Raw genomic sequence first — 17742 nt, 5'->3', positions numbered from 1 at the left:
CCATGACGATGGTCGACCACGACGCCTACATTGCCGCGGCACCCGAGCCATTCCGGCCCTCACTGAAACGGTTGCGCGCGCTTTTGGCCAGCGCGCTGCCGGAGGCGGAGGAGGTCGTGGCCTACAACATGCCGGGGTTCAGTATCAGTGGCTCGGTCGTCGCGAGCTATGCGGCGTTCAGTAAGCAGTGCGGGCTGTATCTCCTTCCCAGCGCCATCTCCGAACATGCCGAAGAAATCGCGGCCGTCGGCCTCAAGGCGACCAAGACCGGCATCACCTTCTCGCCACGGAAACCGATCCCGGATGACCTCGTCGAACGACTGGTGCGGGCGTCGCGAAAAGCCGCCGGAGCCTGACCGCTCCGAGTACAACTAGGAAACCTGGAGCACTCCCCTGCTGGGCACTGCCTCCAACATCCTTGGACCGCGCCCGTACGTGGTGTCCACGTCCCTGCCGACCGGTACGGCGCTGCTGGCCGACTGGTCACAGGCACGGCTCTACGTGCGCGAAAGTCACGGAAACCGGCGAGGACCTGGATCTCCCACTTGGGCCGTCCTTCGTCGTCTCCTGGTTGCAGTACATCCGCATCACCGGCGACGCCGACGCCCTGGACGTGTGGCACGAGTACGAGAAAGCCACCCTGGGGAAACGGTCCCTGTCCTGGTCTCAGGGCATCCGCGCCGAACTCCTGCCCGAGGACCAGGCGGAAGAGCTCAGCGACGAGGCGCGACTACGAAGCCGCGTGGTCCGGAGCCGAGGCCCTCTACAACCTCTTGCACCAGGCCCGGGGCGAGACGTCACGTCAACGGGCCCGCGTCCTGGTCACGTACGCCCACGAGGATCAGCGCACCCTGGGCTTCGTCGCGGAGCGGACCGTCTTCCCGCCGGTGGGCGGTGGACGGAGAAGAGGTTCGACAGGCTCCAGTCGCGGCTGGACGCCCGGGATGTGGACTCGGCAGGTGCTCACCTGGCCATCGAGGGTCGTAGTCCGGATCCGGACGACCCGACAGTGGTCGACATCGATGTGGGCTTCCAGGATCCGCACGAGGGCGCGGATGTGCGGGTGTCGGTGTTGTCGACCTGTCTGCGCCCGTGGGAGGAGGACGCCGTCGCGGAGGCGTTTTGGACCTGGCTTGCGCCAGTTGGCGAGCGGTTGGACGCGGTGTGGGGGTTCGTGACCTGCGACCCGGAGACACTTCCGTTCAGCACGCCGTACGACGAGTGGTACGGGATTTTGCGGGAGGGGTCACGCCTGGCGCGTGAGCATCCGCGTGGCTATTGCACCGCCGCGCTGACCGCGGCCGCCCAGGCCTCCGGTCTGCGGGTCGAACACGTCCCCGACGACGCCGGGCACGACTACACCGTGGTAGCCATCGGCGCACCCATCACGGCCTACACCGACGACCAGCTCCGCGCGGTCAGGGACCTGCTCGAGCCGGTACTGATCAAGAGGGAACCACGCGAGTACGACCCGAACGACTGGCCGTCCCGGATCCTGTCGGACTGAGCAAGGAAGACATACCGATGTCGATGTATGGCTCGTGGATCATTACCCACGCTCCCGGCGCCATCTCCGCCACCCAGGCGGTGGCCGACCTGCAACGCAGCCTTGAGGTCGACCTCGACCTGCAGGACTGGCCGACCGGCGCCGGCTGGAGTGGCGCTTTCAGCCGCGAATGCCTCACCGGAGTGTGGAACGCCGAGGACCGTGACGTCGCCGTTCTCACTGGCTTCACCCAGGCCCTCGCCATCGAACTCGGCGGCCAGGTCGCCGCCGGCTGGTCCGAGGACGGCGCCATGTTCGCCGGTTGCCTGTCGACCGCGACCAGCCCCGCGAGCCGCCTGGACCCGCCGCTGCTGCTCGGCTTTGGCCTGGTCGAGGACCGGCTCGAGGCCTTCGCGTGGGGCGATCCCTATCTCGCCCGACTCAGGCGCCAGTACGGCAGCACCGACTGGCAGACCGCCTCCGCCCGCCATCACGGCCTGGCTCCGCCAGATCGACCCGACGGTCGCCGAGGGCGACGTCCTCGAGGCACTCGACGAGGACTACGGCGACGCCGCCGAAGGACTCAGCGCCTCGCCGAACTCACCGGCTAGTGCCGTCACGAAGATCTGCCGCCGTCGCGATCCGTTCGCGCAGCTCATCGGGAGCACCCTCGTAGCGCTCCTTGGGTCGGCCAAGGCGAAGGTCCAGTACGCCTTGCTCGACCAGTTCCCCAACGCTCATCACACGAGACTTGGAGAAGGTCGCAAAGTGTGCGAACGCCGACAAGACGTTCTGCAGTTTGCGCATGGTGTCGTGGATGGCGCGCCACCCGTCGGCGTAGGCATCAGACACCTCGCCAGGCTCGCGCTCGATCCGGTCGACCCACCGCTGCGGCGTGAACACCGACTCCGCCGCGAGCCACATCTGCAACTGGGACTTCGACGTGCGGGACGTCCTGACGAGTGGCGGGATCGTTGAGCCATGTCGCCACGCGGTTCTCGGGCGCTACCGCCTCAGAGGCATCGATGAAGAGGACCTGCTCGGTGGCAGGCGCGCTGACCGGTCGTCGGAGCACCCACAGCGCCAGCGGGATCGAAGTGTGCGGAAGCAGCTTGCCCGACAGCCCGACGACGGCTTCCACGCAGCCGCGGCGTACGAGCTCCGTGCGGATGCTCCGCTCCTCGCCACCGCGAAGGAGCGTGCCGGATGGGCTGAGAACATATCCGCGTCCTGTCTCAGCCAGGTGAGCGACAACGTGCTGAAGCCATGCAGTGTCGGCCGAGGAGCGCGGCGGCGTCCCGAACTGGAAGCGGGCGTCGGTGAGGCGTGCTGAAGCATCCAACCTGAGCCCGAAGGCTGGCTCGAGGATGACCACATCTGCGCGCAGAGTCGGGTCCACATCCGCGGAGAGAATGTCGGTCTTCGTCAGCTCGATGTCAATGCCGTGCAGCTCCGCACGCTGCTCAGCGATGTGGAGCGCCCGCTCGTTGATGTCGTGTCCGATGACTCGCTCCGGGCGTGCCCCGAGCGTGACCGACTCAAGTAGTGCGGGGCCGATCCCGCAGGCCGGGTCGTAGAGCACTCCGCCGGGACGAGCGGCCGCAAGGTTGGCGAGCATCGTTGTGGTACGCGAACCGACGAAGCCAAAGTTCGCACCGACCTTGCCCTGTGACTTGGCGAGCCGTTCCAGCGCGAAGTCTGCTGCCGAGGCGAGCTTGTCCGGGTCGACACGCTCGACCGCCTCCTGCACCCGAGCGAGGGTCGAGGGGCCGACTGCAGATGCTCACCGGCCGTAGCAGCTCCCGTCTTCCGCTCCACTGCGAGCGACAGCACGAGTTCGGCGGCTTCGTCCGCCGAGACCGCTCCGCGCAGGAGGTTCAGCGCTGCCCAGACGTCGGTCTCCCCCGCGTCCTTTCTGGGTTTGTGGCCGCGGCCTTCTAGCCACTCGGTTACTTCCAGCCGAGAGAAGAGGGGCTTGGATAGGCGCCGAGCGATGATCGCATGAGCCGGAAGCCTAGCGATCCGTACCCGCCCGCTCGCGAACAGTTGGGGCAGACCTATGAATCAGCGACGGGTTATAGGGCAGGAGCTGGTCTAAGCCTGGGGGGCGAGGTACCCGGCGATCACCCGGCTGTGGGAGAACACCTGGACCGAGTTCGTGCCGTTCCTCGACTACGACGTGGAAATCCGTCGCGTCCGCGATCCTCACGTGCGCGTCCTCCACCTTTCCGGTCGGGGCATGTCAGGAGGGGAGGGTTGGCTGGGCGTTGTGGATGACGGTGCCGTCGGTCAGGGTGAGGTCGTAGGTGAGAATCGGCTCGGGTCCCCCCTTGCCGCTCGGCTGGACATACCCGCTGGGGAACGCGGGACCGGGCCACCAGGCCACGTAGCGGCCGTTCTGCACGGATGCATTGACGGTGAGGGTGCCTGCGTGGATGGTGATGCCCGTCACCGCGGCGCCCACTGCGCCGTCGGTGATCGAGGCTCCGTCGAACTGGGAGATCGCGCCTTGGGTGTATCCGGTCGCGGGTGCCTTCAGTGCAGGCCCGGTGCTGCCGCCGACCCCGTCGTCAACGTCGTCGACGTCGGTGGACCCCCGCGGGTTACGCGCCAGGCATGCCCCTGACATGTCCGGGTCCTCTGTCCGGTAGAGCAGTGCGACGTGGTCGCCCCGGCGTTCGGACAGCACCAGCCTGGCCCTGTCTAGGTCGATGGAGGAGCCACGCAATTTGTCTCGGCAGGCAGCTGCCACCGCGCTCAGCTCGACGCTGGTGACGGACGCGGGGGTGGCAGTCCAGGACGCGTATGCCGGGTTGTCGCCTCCCAGCGCAGGAATCACCATCCAGGCGAGGGCCAGTGTGAGCGCGGCCATGGGGAGGAGAATTAGGCGGCGCCGGGATCCTCGAGCCGGTGTGGGGGCTGCGGGCTGCGCGGCCGGGGTTGATGGGGTCGTCGCGACGATCCGTTCGAGCGTTGCCCGGGCGCGCTCCTGCTCCCCGGCAGACAGAGTTGCGGTCGTAGCGTCGAGGGCGCGGAGTGCGGAGTCGGTGTGCACGTTCATGATTGGGTCTCCATCTGCTCGTAAGAGGAGGACTCGGCGAGGTCGAGCTGGCGGCGCAAGGCGCGTCGGGCCCGCAGCAGCCGGAGGCGATAGGAAGCGGCGGTGATGCCGAGGACCCGCCCCGCCTGGGGTGAGGTGAGGTCCTCGAAGACGGTGAGCGACAGCGCCTCCTGGTCAGTCTCGCTCAGTCGCCGCCATGCGGCCGCCAGGTCGATCCGCTGCGCGAGGAGATCAGCGTCGAGTCCGTCCGCCGAGCCCACCGACGACACCGCCTCGGCGACCCGGACGGCGAGGGCATCACGTCGCTCCTGGCCCCGTTGGGTGTTGAGGAGGCAGTGACGAGCGATTCCGAACAGCCACGCCCGCACGTCGTCTCGCCTGTTCGGGAGGTCGTCGAAGCGCCGCCATGCCACCAGAAAGGCGTCTGCGGTGACGTCCTCCGCATGGGAGGGGTGCACGCGCCGTTGCGCGAAGCGCAGCACGTCGGCGTATGCGTCGGCGTAGAGCGCCCGGAAGCGCGTCTCCCGGTCTGGTATCGGTGTCCTCACGTCCCCTACCTGTCCAGCAAGGCACCCACCGTTTCAACGAGATTCTCGATCAGGGTGCTCAAATAAACCTTCGCCGCGTTCCATGCGGAGATCGCCTCGGCCACTCCAGCCGCAAGCGGTCGACGAGCGAGCCTCACGAGCACAGCCCTCATCTTGACCGCAGTCTGCCCTCACGCCGGTCCATCCGGACTCGGGCGCATTTCTGACCGACCCGCGGTGGTCGTGGTTCGGCCGAGTCGCCACAACGGCGGCAGCGCCAGTCCGGTGGTGCCCGGCGGACTACCACTCGCTCGAAGCATGGCCGGCGTATACGCGGTGAAGTCTGGCTCCGGTCGGTGAACGTGCAGGTGGTATGCGGGTGTGCATCCTTCTTGGAAACCGCTTGGCAGGGACCCCTCTGCCACATGGGTTCGAATCCCATGCCCTCCGCTCAAGCCGGAAACCGGCCTCCGACCTGCGACAATGCGTGATCGCCGGGTCGGCGGCCGGTCCGGCTAGGTCTGGCTGTGAACGGCCGTCGGCTGTTCGCAGCGAATACGCGGTGAAGTCCGGCGCCCTGATCGACCGGTGTCGTCGACTGGTTCCCCCTGCTGTGAGGGATGAAGCCGTTGCCAGAACCAAAGGACGTGAGTCGGAGCCGTCCGGCAAAGTGCGGCCGTGCCCATAGCGCCCAGCAGGCCGGGGCCGGCGGCCTCGACGCAACCCCGCTCGGCGCTGACCTGGCCTGGCCTCGATTCTCTGAGCGCGGCCTCGTGCGCCTTCCACCTGCCAAGAGTGCGGGCACGGCCTCCACGCGAAGCTCTCGCCGAAGGGCTTGCGATTCCTCGCGCACGGTGCCGTCGCCCTCGACTGCTCACTCGCAGGTAAGACGATCGCTCATAGACTTCTCAACCTGCAGCCTCGCCTCCGCGATTCGTGACGCCGGTTGGTTCGCAGAGCTCGAGCTGGCTGGAGACGGGTGGCGTGCAGACGTCCTGACCACAAGTCCAGACGGAGGCCGTCGCATGACGTGGAGGCGCAGCTGGCACAGATCACCGTCGACGACCTCCGGGCGCGCACTGACCGGATGGACGGCTCCGGTGTACCGGTGTGGTGGCCCACCAACAGTGACAGCGCCTGGATCGGTGAGGTGCCCCCGGACCCGGGCTGGCCGTTCCCCGCATTGCCGGCGGACGCCTTGTCTGTCGACGTGGCCGAGGGTCTGCCCGGGCTTCCGAAGTAGCGCTGGCTGACTGCTCGCCGCAGAATCCGCACAATACGCAGAACCCCTTGCTGACCGCCGTCTGCGCAGGTCAGACGGCGTATGGCGTTGGAGTCGGGTGCCGCCGCAGAACTGACGCAGAATCTCCGCGCAATCGCGTGGGCGCGGGTCCTGGCTGGAGTGGACACCAGGTCCCGTCCCCGCGGAAGCCTGGCAATTGTGCGGCAATTAGTGCGGCATTCTGCGGACGCGCCACCCGAAGAGCCTGAGGCTCGCTGACCTGCGCATATGGGCGCTGGCCGGGGATTCTGCGTATTGTGCGGATTCTGCGGCGGTCGCGGCACTCGCGAGCAGCGCTTGTCGTCCGACCGGACGACTACCGCCACTATCCGCCGCAAGCTGACCACCGTCCCCCGCATGCCTGGCATCCTCCGGCAGACAGATCACTCTGCACTGCCGGCCGCCTGGCCCCTGGCAAACGGCGTGAACCCAGTTGTTCACGATCGTGCTCGGCTGCGGGCCGCCCACGCCGGCAATGACCTGACCACCCAGCCCCCGCGGCAGCAGAACGCCGTCGAAGGATGCGAACCTGATCCGGGTTGCCCCGCCCGGGCGGATCAAGTCCGGGATCATTGCGCGGGGCGGGACGGGCAGCCCAGTACTGCAGCGAGGGGTTCACGGGGTTGCCGCGCGCTCGTTCCTGTTCCCGTGGCCGAGCAAAGCGAACGATTCCTGTGTGTAGGTGCGGTGGGTCGTTACGTCGCGGGCTCTGCGGCCTGGAGAGGTAGTCGGGTGCCGAGGTATACGGCAGCCTCGGGGCCCCCGATGCGGGCGGACGTGTACTGGTCGTGCGGCCACACCGTCACGTATGCGCCAAGGATCAGGTCTGGGATCTGCGCCAGCGCTTTCCGGGTCAGCGTCTGCCACCCCTCGTAGCCGTCCAGTGCGTCCTTCTCGTCTGTCCAGCGCAGACGTGTTCGCCGCCAGGTTTGAACGACACGTGCTTGAACTGCCAGGGCAGTAATTGATGACCTGACCGTCGATCGGTGCGTAGAAAGTGGTGTGGACCGCCTCCGCCGCCTCGGTGAGGTACCCACCCTTCCAGGAGTTCATCCTTCACGACCGGTACCGCAAGTACCCGCGCCGCATCATCGACCGGGCGCGGGCGGCGTCCGAACGTCGGCTGGCCGACCTGGTGGCCAGCAGCGAGCAGGCCCGGGGGATGGCGTGGTAGCCGCGCATGCGGCGGTGGTCGGAGAACCCAACGACGATGACGACCGGCGCCACATCTGGGACGCACTCGTAGGCCGCCACGTGGATGCCTACCGGCGACAATGCTGCGTCAGCTACTGGCCGGTGGCGAGCCAATTAGGGCCCTGGTGTTCTGGGTCCGCCTGGAATCAACGCACTGGGTGCCTTGTCGTTGCGTTACGTTCACTGCTGGACGAAATCCTTCCTATCGCTGTGGCTGGCGGAAGGATGCTGCCAGCCACGAAATCAGCTCGAGGGGATGTCTGGGCTGACGCGACACCGTGGGCCGGCGCCCGAAGAGCGGGGTTGTTGTGTTGGCGTGATCGCCCGCGATCGTGGGTGGCACGTCGCGGGTGGTACCCGATCAGCGTGTGCGACTGCCTTCTCGGGCAACGTCGGCGTGCTCCGATGATCTTTCGTCGACCAGGTCGTCGAGTGTTCGGAGCCTGCCGAGGTGGGGCCGCGGGACCGGATTTTTCGCGAGGCGGGGAGGACAGAGGAACGTGCATGAACGCGAACCTGTGAATGAACAGCAGATGGTGGATCAGGGTACGTCGGGCAGCGGAGCGCTGCGGGGTGGTGTGCGGCTGAGGAAGGCACTCATGGCCGCCATTGCCGTGTTGGCCGCGGTGGTGGTGGTGAAACCCGCGGCCGCGGATGCTGTGGCCTTGGCGCAGGATGCGCTGCGCGATCCTGCGGTCATCAGCGGCGTGGTGTATGAGGACAGGAACGAGAACGGGGAACGCGACGAGGGGGAGCGTGGGCTCAAGGGGGTCAGCGTCTCTGACGGGCGAACGATCGTTCAGACCGACGGCGCTGGCGGTTACCGGATCGAGACGGATTCGGAGCGGCGGATCACGGATCTGGTGTTCGTGTCCCAGCCGGGCCGGCTATGCTGTGCCGGTTGACGAGTTCAAAATGCCTCAATTTTACCGTAACCTTGGCCAGTTAGCCCCGGCTCAAGCGGTGGTGGCGGACTTCCCGCTCCTGTCGCGGCCGAATACCAGAAGCGGATCGTTCACCTTCGGCAACTTGGCCGATACCCATCTGAACGCCCAGTACGGCGACCAAGTGGCTGAGGTCAGCTCCACGGCGCGGGACCTGGCGTTCATCCAGATCAGCGGTGACATCACCCAAGACGGTGAGGAGCAGGAGTTCATCGACTTCCGCAAGCTCACTGCGAGGTCGGCGGTTCCGGTGTGGTCGGCCGTGGGCAACCACGAGTATTCCAAGAGCCAGCGGTGGAACGAGTACAAGTTACTGGTGGAAAACTACCGGCGTTACGTCGGCCCGGAGTGGTACTCGTTCGACTACGGGAACCGGCATTTCGTCACGCTGGACAACAACCGATCCGAGCAATTGCCGGAGCAGCTGGAATGGCTTCGGCGTGATCTGGAGCTCAACGCCGGGGACAAGCGGATCGTCGTGATCAAACACGCCCCTCAGAACACGAGGATTGGTGGTCCCGGACACGCCGAACTGCTGAACCTCCTGAAGAAGTACAATGTCGAGTTGTTCCTGACCGGCCACCGGCACTCCAATCAGGTGGACGACGACTTCGTCGACGGCGCCCGCTACATCCAGACAAACTCCAGTTACAACACGGCTGACAACAGCCCGCGGGGCTTCCGGTTCATCGAGATGCATGGTGATCTGGCGAACCCGTTCCGGATGTTCGGTCTGGAGAAGAGCCTGACGATCACTAACCCCGCTCCCGGCAGTGAGGTGGCCCGCGGGGCGTTCACGCAGGTGCAGGTCAACGCCTACGACACCGCCAACAGGGTGCGGGAGGTCAGCTACCGCCTCGACGGCGGGCAGTGGACGAAACTGAAGCCCACCGGCGACTTCACCTGGTTCACCGAACACGGTCGCTCTGGTCTGCCGGCCGGACGGCACTCGATCGAGGCGCGCGCGGTGGACGAGGCCGGTAAGACCTGGACCAAGAGCGCCACGTTCACGCTCTCCGACCAGCCCGTGCAGGCGCCCCGCGCCGGTGCCGACTGGAGCCAGCACCACGGCGACCCCGCTCACCTCGGAGTCGCTACGGACGAGCTGAGCCCCGAAGACCTTGGGCTCGCATGGAGCTACCGCACCCCGGACATGTTCCTCACCGGATCACCGGTGATCGTTGACGGCATCGTCTACGCCGGGACCCGCGATGACGGCGGCGACGGCAAGGCGTCCCTTTATGCCGTCGAGTTGGCGACCGGTAAGCGCCTGCGGGAGTTCCCCACGGACGCCTCCGTGCACGGTAGTCCTGCCGTGGCCAACGGGCTGGTGTACGTACCTACGTTGAAGGGCACGCTGTACGCCCTGGATGCCCGCACGGGCGAACTGCGCTGGCAACGCAACCCCGAACTGCCGGTCCAGGGGCAACAGTCCTACTACGGCGTCGCGTTGGACGACGGCAAGGTCTACTACGCGTACCAGGCGCAGGAAGGCGAGGCCAGAAACGGTCTACTCCTGGCGTTCGACGCGAAAACTGGCAAGACGGTGTGGAAGGCTCAACTGATGGGCGGGGATGAGGTTGAGGGCGCGCCTGCCGTGGTGGATGGCCGGGTCTACGTAGGTGGCCAGGACGAGACGCTCCTCTCCTACGACGCCGCCACCGGGGAAAGACTGTGGGTGACAGAGAGGACCAGCGCGGTCCAGGACGGCACCCCGACGATCGCTGGTGGCCGGGTGTTCATCGCTTCCCTGAACCGGTTGGTCGCCAGGAATGCGGCCACGGGTAAGGTCCTGTGGACCTACAAGAGCCCCGGCGAGTCGTATATGGACGGCAGCCGCAACCCGTCGACTGCGGCTGTGGTCGGCGACACCGCTTACATGGGCTTCCCCGACGGTAACGTCACAGCACTCGACGTGGCGACCGGAACCCCGCGGTGGACCAACCGCATCCCGGGATCGACCTACCTCGGTGGGGTGTCCTCCTCCCCGACCATCAGTGGCGACACCGTCTACATCGGATCGAACAACGGCTTCCTCTACGGCCTCGAACGATCGACCGGCAAGATCGTGTGGAAGTACGAAGTCGGAACCTGGGTCGCTGCCTCGCCAGCCATCAGCGGCAACACGCTGGTGGCGGCTGCCTGGGACGGAAACCTGTATGCCTTCACCGAGCAGAAGTAGCTCATAGCGAGCACGTGGTCGGGAGCCGGGAGAGGGACCATTGCGTCCTCGCCTGGCTCCCTTCTGTCTCGTGGGGAGGAGCGCGGTTTCAGACAGAACGCCACCCACCGCCCAACAGCTGTTCACCCTGGCGGTACCGAGAGTCCTCATCCTGGCATCGCCGATAAAAGATCATGGCGGCCGTGGCAGGCTATTTGCGTAGACGCCAGTGCGTCGGGCCCGATTCGGCAACAGTGTGGTCACGTACGGCCGCGAGCGTCGCGGTACTCGCGGGCGTCCTCCTGCTCACCATGCTCGCCTCGTCCGCCTCCGCGGACGTTCGGGCGACGGAAGGGACCTCGCAGATCCGGCAGGACGGTTCGACGGTGCGCTACGAGCTGAGCCTGGAGTACGACCTGCTGGTCGCGGCCGCGGGGCTAGGTTCGCCGGACCCGGCCGAGGGAGCCCAGGGGCGGGAACGGTTGCTATCCGCGCCTGCACGAGCGGCTCGAGTCTTACCTAACTGAGCATGTCGTGGTGTCGGTGGACGGCGTCCGGTGTACGGCCAAGCTGGAGGGCACTGGAGTGGAGGATCGCCAAGGGCTGCGCTACGCGCGCAGCCTGCTAGTCCACTCCTGCCCTGGTTCACCCTCCGGCGCGTTCACCGTGGCCTACAACGTCTTCTCTCAAGCCGAAGCCGAAGCCGTCGTCGACGAACACACCAAGATTGTCGACTACCAGCTCGGCGGGGCCACTGGAACGTTCGTGTTCGACGCCGGGCACCACAAGTTCGAGGCCGGCAAGACCGGGTTCTTCTCCGCGGTTGCCCGTTTCGTGGTCTTGGGCGGGGAACACATCCTCGGCGGATTCGACCACATCCTCTTCCTCGTCACCCTGCTGCTCGGCGCCCGCAACTGGCGTAGCGTGCTGCGGCTGGCTTCAGCGTTCACGGTGGCCCACAGCCTGACGCTTGGTCTCGGCGCGCTCGGTTGGGTCGAGGTACCGGCCGTGATTGTCGAACCTCTGATCGCGTTGTCGATTGTGTACGTCGCGGTGGAGAACATCTTCGGTGGTGAGTCGCGGCATCGGCCCTTTGTGGTGTTTGGTTTCGGCTTGCTGCACGGCCTCGGCTTCGCCAGCGCGCTCAGCTTCACCGACGGGCTGAGCGGCCGACTGCTCGGTTCGCTGTTGAGCTTCAACGTCGGAATCGAGCTCGGGCAGCTGCTGATCGTCGGTCTGCTTTTCCCGCTGCTGCTGTTCGTCCGCCGCTTCCGGTGGTCCTTGTACGGGCACACCGCAGCGGCCGCCGTGGCCGGCGTCGTTGGGCTCATCTGGTTCCTCCAACGCTTCTAAAGGCTCTTCTGCTTGATCAGTTGGTGGTTCAGGCTGTGGTTCGTCCGGGGAGGTCGGGTCGGTAGCCGCCGACGGCGAACATGGCCAGGCCGATGAGGGCGTCGGTGTCTGTGAACCCGAGGGCCATGCGCATCAGTAGCCGTAGCTTGGTGTTGACCGATTGTGCGCCCAGGAGGGTGGGGGATGATCACGTAGTTGGTTGATCGCTATCCGTAAGTTCGCCGTTGCTTGCCGGTGGGAGTCCGGTCCGGGTAGTTGTCAGGCAGCCCGGTAGCAGACTGGGGGCGTCGGGGGGAAACGCCCGGTGTCGAAGCCCAGTGTCGAAAGCCCCTTTGGGGGGAGCAACCGAGCGGTCCGTAGCATCAAGCGAAACCTGCCGCGTCGTTAAATACCCCGCTGTGAGGTGGGAACGAGGGAGTGCCGAGCCCGGAGTCTGAGGGTGAAGGCCATGGAAGCGGTGAAGATCCTGGAAGAGCAGCCGCGAAGGACTCCTCGGCGTAGAGGGTGCGGAACGTTCGGACAGTAACGGTGGGAACTGGGGAGGCCCTCCCCGGCCCGGTGGCCTGCGTATCAACGCTGCCGGAAGCTTCGCGCCCTATAACCGATGATCTCGGGAAGTGGGTGCGGGCCGGGTGGGCGTCGGAGGCGGCCGTAGTGCCGATTGAGCCGGGTATGCGGGTGCACATCCTTCTTGGGTACCGCTACCGAGGTCCGTCCCCGCAAGATCTGAGCGCAGCCGGCCCGGTCACCCGCGCGGCAACCCGTCATCTGCGCGGAGTCCCGTCAGGAGGCGGCCGGCCCTGCCTGCTCGCCGACCGTCCCGCCCGCCGCCGCGCGCAGCCGGAAGTAGCCCATGGTGAGGACGAGCGCGACGAAGGGCGCGACCAGGGTCCCGGAGACGATGCCACTGACGAAGCCACGGATCTCGGCGGGCAGGACCAGGAGCAGCACGTTGAGGACGATCTGGGCCACGAGCGTCAGGAGGAACACGCAGGCGAGCGTGCCGAACACCTGCAGGCCATGGCCCCGGACAAGAGCGCGGCTCCGCCCGAAGGAGTCGAACACCGACGCACCCTCGAGCACGATCACCGGAACGATGAGGCACCACAGCGTCAACACGACGAGCCCCGGAATGATCAGGAGTAACAGACCGACGCCGATCACGAGGCCGGAGACGATGGAGGCGATCGCGACCTGCCCGAGGTAGGGCCGGGCCGCGCCCACGGTCTCCCCCAAGGACAGGTCGGCCCGCCCGTCGCGGACGTCCTCGACCGCCTTGACGAGTGCGGCCTGCAGCACGAAGGCCGCGATGAGACTGACGACAAGGGCGAGGAAGCCGCCGACGACCGCCCCGAGCAGTGCGGCCAGGACCGCCTCGACGACCGCGGCGACGACGTAGACGGCCAACGCGAGGGTGAGGAGATGCCGGGCGTGCGCCCGGTACATCGCCCAAGCCTCACGGAGTACTCCAGCAAGTGGTGAGTTCATGGCCGAAGGGTAAGCGCCGCTCCGGAGCCGCGTCACCGGTCGGTTCCGGCCGTCAGAGGGCCTGCTGCCACTCCCGCATGGTCTCGAGCACCCTGAACCCCAGCAGAGTTGGGGGGCCACCGCACGGCTAGTTGACTGAACTCTTCTGCGTGCCGATCGGCACGTCGATCCGGGTAGGAGAGGGTGCGGATGTCGTTGAGTGAGCTGGGCCGTGTGGTGGAGGTCGAGTCCGGTTTGCGGTGGAGGGTCCTGTTCCCTGAGGTCGAGCATCAGGTCGCGTCGTTGTACCTGCGCGACCTCGCGGCCTCTGATTGCAGTCCGGCGACGCTGCGCAGCTACGGCTTCGACCTGCTGCGCTGGTTCCGGTTCCACTACCCGCGGTTCACGGCCTGGGAGCGGGCTGACCGGCTGGATGTCCGCGAGTTCGTTGAATGGTTGCGCGAGGCCCCGAACACGCAGCGGCTGCGGCGCCGCGCGGACGCACCATCACCGGGATCGGTGAACCCGATCACCGGCAAACCGGTGTTGCCGGCGAAGTACGCCAGCCGCACGATCAACCATCAGCTGAGCGTTCTGTCTACGAGTTCGCCTGCCGCACCGACCTGGGACCGATGCTGAACCCGGTTCCGGCGCAGCGCTCGCGCGCCGGTGAGCGCCTGTACGCGCATCACAACCCGATGGACGACTTCGTCGTGCACCGCAGGGCGACGTACCGGCAGAAGGTGCCGAAACCCGTGTGGCGGGCGATCCCCGGCGATGCCGCGGGCGCGCTGTTCTCGGCCCAAACCAGCAACCGTGACCGGGCGCTGGTGTCGTTGTGGCTGTCCAGCGGGGTGCGCGCCGCCGAGCTGCTCGGACTCCGCCACGACGGCGATCTGGACGCCGGCCGCAACACGATCACGGTGGTCAGCAAGGGCAGCCGGCTACGTGAGACGGTCCCGGCCAAGCCCTCTGCGGTGGTGCGGTCATCCTCCTGGTCGAGGGGGACGTCGCGGGCCTCGAGCGGGCACGCTCGGCCGCAGCCCTGGTGACGGCTGTTTCGGCGACCCGTGCGATGGCTTCCTGCTGTTCGCGGCGCCCATCCTGGTCCGCTCTTGTCGCCTCGTCGCCGGCGAGGATCCCCGCCACACGGGCGTCCTCGGTCCGAGGGGCGCGGCGCGCAACGCGTCGTCGGCGTAGGGCGGTGCCCATGTCAGTTCGCGCTGCCAGGCTTGGACGCGGACTCGGAGCCTGCCTTCAGTCAAGGCGGCTTCTTCACGGTTTTCTGGCTCTCGTGACGCATCTGTGGGTGGGTTGAGGATGCTGTGATGGCGACACGCGGTCTCCTGCGCAGGTTTCGACCTTGCTGAAGGAATCGGAACCGGGAGGGGGAGGACGGTGTGTCTGGTGTTCAGGGTATGGCGTGCGGTGTTGGGTCGAGCGTGCGGTCATCGAGCGGGTCGAGGTGGAGGAGGATGGCGACCAGCCGGTGGTGGTGGCCCATGTTCGGCCCCGAGGTGGTGCGCGGGGCCGGTGCGGGGTGTGTCGGGGGGCGCTGCCGGGGCTATGACCGGGGCAGCGGCAGGTGTTGACCGTCGTTCTGGATGGTCCGCCCACGTCGCGATGCTGAAAGCCGGACTGCGGCGCCGCACCTTCAGCGTCCGCGCCGATGACCCCGGACGCGATCGTGCCGACGTTGCGCGGACAGCGCGACCCGAGGTGCTGGCCGCCGTCACCCCGCAGCTGAGGAGGCCGTCGTGGTGGCCGCGTCGGCGTTTGTCCCGCGAGTACACCGATGAACGCCTCAACAGTCGTCCCCGGCCCGTCCATCCACAGTGTGGCGGCCGCGAGCGTTGCTGGCAGTGCCAGGCCGCCCAATCATGAGCAGATCCTCATCGACTTTTGGGTGACAGCCCCTGGTCGCGGTGGAAATGTGGGGCGTGGGTCCGCCCCGGGCTTTCGATCATCTTCTGCGGGCGGACCCGCCACCCCGGCACGACCCGTCGGTGCGGCGTGCCCAGGTGGCGGACATGCTCAACGTCATGGCGCCCGATCACGGCCCGAAGGTTCTGGTCGGTGACTTCAACGCCAAGGCGGACGCTCCCGAAATCGCAGCGCTGTGGCAGCAGGGGCTGGTGAACGTTGGCCCGAACGCTGGCAAGACCTATCCCGCCACCCGCCCGGCGAAGACCATCGACTTGGTGACTGTTTCACCCGACATCACCGTGCGTTCCGCCAGGGTGGAGGCGACGGCTGCGTCGGATCACCGCCCAGTGGTCAGCGATCTGCTGCTTCAGCGGCACGGCCGCTGAGCCTGCAGTGTCATTCGATCTGCGGGGCGGGAATGCCACCACAGGACCCCGAGATCGACCAACAGCTCGGACACGAGTTTGGACGCCATCGCCCCGCCCCGATTGGCGTGGATCGTGTGCGGTTGGCCCCGTTACGGTCGACCGTCGCATTGACAAGGAGGCCCCTTCGGCGAGGTTGAGCTTGCTGGGTGCCACGATGGCCGGATGGCTGCGTTCTTGCTGCTCCCCACAGAATCGGGTATCACCTTGGCCGACGTCGAGAGCTGGGTCGAACGCGCGCGCACTCTCGGCGCCTCCGCCATCTCTCCGGTCCGCGTCGGCGCTTCGCCGCTTGCTGCAGGCGGCGAGGGTGGCGTGACATTGAGTGTTCCTGTCACCGTGACCCGGAGGATTCTGTCCGTGGCTAACGCTGCGTCCTACCGTTCGGAAACCAGGGCCGACCATGAGCGTGACCCCGAGACGGAGGTTGACGGTGTGAGCGTCTCCGACGGTACGGGCCAAACTGCTGTGGAAGAGAGTCACCCGGCCCAGCGCCCATCCAATGTCCTCCCACGGCCGCCCTTGCCAGTGTTCTCCCACCCCTCGTAGGCGGCGAACTCGTATCTGCGTAACCTCCGCGCGCCTGACCAGAGTCGCGATGGAGCAAGCGGTGCGGTCACGAGTGTGGCGTGTTCCAGTAATTGCATGTCCTGAGCCGGTCCCCGGGGAGGCGTCTTCGGCAAGACCGCCTCCTGTCCGGCCATGGCGCTCACAGTCTGACCGCCTTGGCGGTCGTGGTGGTGGGAATCGTGGCAGGCGGACACGCCGATACGGCGCACCTGGGCGGCTGGTCAGCGAATGTCTACGGCGACGCCGTAGTGTTTGGCGACCGAGGCGAACTCAGACCGCAGCGAGCTCGGCCCGCAGTCGGCCGGTGCCCGGATGGCAACGGTGGCCATTCGGTCGAACCGCCACCTGCGGGTCACCCCACCCAGCCGGGCGAGCACCTGGTCGATCGCCTCTACCAGGTGCGGGAAGTCTTCGGCGTTGGCCAGGACCCCGCGCCACTTGCTCGAGTGGGCCAGCGCACCGACCAGGAGGTGGGCCCGCTTGCCGACACCCATGAACCCGGCGGGTCCGGCAGCTCGATCCAGTCCCACTGGGTTTCCTCTCCAGCCGGGTGATCGATGATTGCGACAACGGGCGGCGGCGCAGCGCCAGGGTCAGCGCCGAGTAGCTGCCGCGATAGCCGAGCTCGACCAGCTCGTCGAACAGGGTCGACGCCCACAGATGCGGGTCCTCAGCCAGCCGGATCCGGCAGTACTCAGCGAACGACGCGAATTGGTCCGGCCTGCTCCGACGACGTAGCCCGGGCGTCGCTGGCCGGACAGGTATGCACGCATCGTCTTGCGGTCACGCCCCAGATGGCGGGAGATCGACCAACCCCGATCACGCAGCGCCTGCGCTTCCACATTTCGTCCAGCGAGAGCATCCAAGACCTCCAGCCGAGGTCTGCTCGAACACGCGGACCATCACCGGAAGGCCCCCCACAGCACCGGCGACACGCCGGTCCCGACTCTCAGAAGGTCAATTAGCGGGTCCGGGGACTTTCAATTAGGGCGTGTTGCTGGATCACCGGGCTGGGTTGCGGAGCCAGATTTTGATGGACGCGACATCGATGGGGCATCAAACTCGCGCTCACCTACCGAGGAGGCATCGTCCTGGCCGCCGTCCTCACCTGGCTCCGCCAATATGGACACACGGCCTAGCCAACTCGCCCTCGCGGACGTCAGCCAGCTGCGTTACTCGAGCGGCGCAAATGGATGAGTGAAACTTCGTCCATCCGTACGGCGACCATGCGGGCCTTGGGTGAATTAATTGTTCTGGATTTAAGGCGCGTGTCCAGGAGAAGACATCCAAGGAGCCGCATTGAAGTCATCGGGGAAAACTCCTCACCGCCGGGGACGGCCGCCGAG

General features: G+C 66.8%; 18 protein-coding genes and 1 pseudogene. 13 read left to right on the top strand and 6 right to left on the bottom strand.

What is annotated here, in order from left to right; all coding sequences use genetic code 11:
* Window positions 1-2 precede the first annotated feature (2 nt).
* From HEB94_RS07815 to HEB94_RS07805, 3 genes are all read left to right on the top strand, one after another.
* A complete protein-coding gene (locus HEB94_RS07815; protein ID WP_192749283.1) occupies window positions 3-356 on the top strand; it encodes an iron chaperone in 354 nt (117 codons plus the stop codon).
* Between the two features lie 590 nt (window positions 357-946).
* Complete coding sequence (locus tag HEB94_RS07810; RefSeq protein WP_192749282.1) at window positions 947-1507, top strand: hypothetical protein; 561 nt, start codon at window positions 947-949, stop codon at window positions 1505-1507.
* Window positions 1508-1524: 17 nt separating this feature from the next.
* Window positions 1525-2097, top strand: a complete 573-nt coding sequence (locus tag HEB94_RS07805) for a hypothetical protein (protein WP_192749281.1) — start codon at window positions 1525-1527, stop codon at window positions 2095-2097.
* Here HEB94_RS07805 and HEB94_RS07800 read toward each other — a convergent pair.
* Both HEB94_RS07800 and HEB94_RS07795 read right to left on the bottom strand, forming a co-directional pair.
* Complete coding sequence (locus HEB94_RS07800) at window positions 2087-2338, bottom strand: hypothetical protein (RefSeq protein ID WP_192749280.1); 252 nt, start codon at window positions 2336-2338, stop codon at window positions 2087-2089. The two genes, HEB94_RS07805 and HEB94_RS07800, sit on opposite strands and share 11 nt — an antisense overlap.
* The gene (locus HEB94_RS07795; RefSeq protein WP_192749279.1) at window positions 2331-3236 is read right to left on the bottom strand and encodes an N-6 DNA methylase; all 906 of its coding nucleotides are present in this window, start codon (window positions 3234-3236) and stop codon (window positions 2331-2333) included. Before HEB94_RS07795 ends, HEB94_RS07800 begins: the two co-directional genes overlap by 8 nt.
* Window positions 3237-3587: 351 nt before the next feature.
* On the opposite strand from HEB94_RS07795, the pseudogene HEB94_RS54425 reads away from it, so the two are divergent.
* Window positions 3588-3683, top strand: a pseudogene (locus HEB94_RS54425) (transposase); the annotation flags it as partial.
* Between the two features lie 45 nt (window positions 3684-3728).
* On the opposite strand, the gene HEB94_RS07785 reads toward HEB94_RS54425, so the two are convergent.
* On the bottom strand, window positions 3729-4547 hold the full coding sequence (locus HEB94_RS07785) for a hypothetical protein (protein WP_192749278.1): 819 nt from the start codon (window positions 4545-4547) through the stop codon (window positions 3729-3731).
* Window positions 4544-5095: a sigma-70 family RNA polymerase sigma factor gene (locus HEB94_RS07780; RefSeq protein ID WP_192749277.1), complete on the bottom strand. Its 552-nt coding sequence runs from the start codon at window positions 5093-5095 to the stop codon at window positions 4544-4546. The genes HEB94_RS07785 and HEB94_RS07780 overlap by 4 nt, the downstream gene beginning before the upstream one ends.
* A gap of 1009 nt (window positions 5096-6104) precedes the next feature.
* Here HEB94_RS07780 and HEB94_RS07775 point away from each other — a divergent pair.
* From HEB94_RS07775 to HEB94_RS53395, 6 genes are all read left to right on the top strand, one after another.
* Window positions 6105-6317: a hypothetical protein gene (locus HEB94_RS07775; protein WP_192749276.1), complete on the top strand. Its 213-nt coding sequence runs from the start codon at window positions 6105-6107 to the stop codon at window positions 6315-6317.
* A 1063-nt stretch (window positions 6318-7380) separates the two neighbouring features.
* The gene (locus tag HEB94_RS07770) at window positions 7381-7530 is read left to right on the top strand and encodes a hypothetical protein (RefSeq protein ID WP_192749275.1); all 150 of its coding nucleotides are present in this window, start codon (window positions 7381-7383) and stop codon (window positions 7528-7530) included.
* A gap of 520 nt (window positions 7531-8050) precedes the next feature.
* On the top strand, window positions 8051-8455 hold the full coding sequence (locus tag HEB94_RS07765) for a metallophosphoesterase N-terminal domain-containing protein (protein WP_192749274.1): 405 nt from the start codon (window positions 8051-8053) through the stop codon (window positions 8453-8455).
* Window positions 8445-10676 (top strand): outer membrane protein assembly factor BamB family protein, encoded by a 2232-nt coding sequence (locus HEB94_RS07760; RefSeq protein ID WP_192749273.1) that lies wholly within the window; start codon window positions 8445-8447, stop codon window positions 10674-10676. Before HEB94_RS07765 ends, HEB94_RS07760 begins: the two co-directional genes overlap by 11 nt.
* A 182-nt stretch (window positions 10677-10858) precedes the next feature.
* The gene (locus HEB94_RS07755) at window positions 10859-11182 is read left to right on the top strand and encodes a hypothetical protein (RefSeq protein WP_192749272.1); all 324 of its coding nucleotides are present in this window, start codon (window positions 10859-10861) and stop codon (window positions 11180-11182) included.
* A gap of 10 nt (window positions 11183-11192) precedes the next feature.
* Window positions 11193-12008 carry a HupE/UreJ family protein gene (locus HEB94_RS53395; protein WP_192749271.1) on the top strand — a complete coding sequence of 272 codons (816 nt, stop codon included), beginning with the start codon at window positions 11193-11195 and terminating at the stop codon, window positions 12006-12008.
* A 783-nt stretch (window positions 12009-12791) separates the two neighbouring features.
* On the opposite strand, the gene HEB94_RS07745 is transcribed toward HEB94_RS53395, so the two are convergent.
* Window positions 12792-13496: a hypothetical protein gene (locus HEB94_RS07745; RefSeq protein WP_192749270.1), complete on the bottom strand. Its 705-nt coding sequence runs from the start codon at window positions 13494-13496 to the stop codon at window positions 12792-12794.
* Between the two features lie 189 nt (window positions 13497-13685).
* On the opposite strand from HEB94_RS07745, the gene HEB94_RS49095 reads away from it, so the two are divergent.
* The 3 genes from HEB94_RS49095 to HEB94_RS07735 all read left to right on the top strand — a co-directional run bounded on the left by HEB94_RS49095 (window position 13686) and on the right by HEB94_RS07735 (window position 15787).
* Complete coding sequence (locus tag HEB94_RS49095) at window positions 13686-14114, top strand: site-specific integrase (RefSeq protein WP_202896207.1); 429 nt, start codon at window positions 13686-13688, stop codon at window positions 14112-14114.
* Window positions 14108-14527, top strand: coding sequence for a site-specific integrase (locus HEB94_RS49090; protein ID WP_202896206.1), 420 nt, complete (start codon window positions 14108-14110; stop codon window positions 14525-14527). Before HEB94_RS49095 ends, HEB94_RS49090 begins: the two co-directional genes overlap by 7 nt.
* Before the next feature lie 879 nt (window positions 14528-15406).
* A complete protein-coding gene (locus tag HEB94_RS07735; RefSeq protein WP_337918512.1) occupies window positions 15407-15787 on the top strand; it encodes an endonuclease/exonuclease/phosphatase family protein in 381 nt (126 codons plus the stop codon).
* Window positions 15788-16617: 830 nt separating this feature from the next.
* Here the strand turns inward: HEB94_RS07735 and HEB94_RS07730 are convergent.
* Window positions 16618-16926, bottom strand: coding sequence for a hypothetical protein (locus tag HEB94_RS07730; protein ID WP_192749268.1), 309 nt, complete (start codon window positions 16924-16926; stop codon window positions 16618-16620).
* Window positions 16927-17742 lie beyond the last annotated feature (816 nt).

This window comes from Actinopolymorpha pittospori (assembly GCF_014873875.1).
In the GTDB taxonomy this organism is placed as follows: Bacteria; Actinomycetota; Actinomycetes; order Propionibacteriales; family Actinopolymorphaceae; genus Actinopolymorpha; species Actinopolymorpha pittospori.
This window is presented reverse-complemented; position numbering and strand designations above follow the sequence as displayed.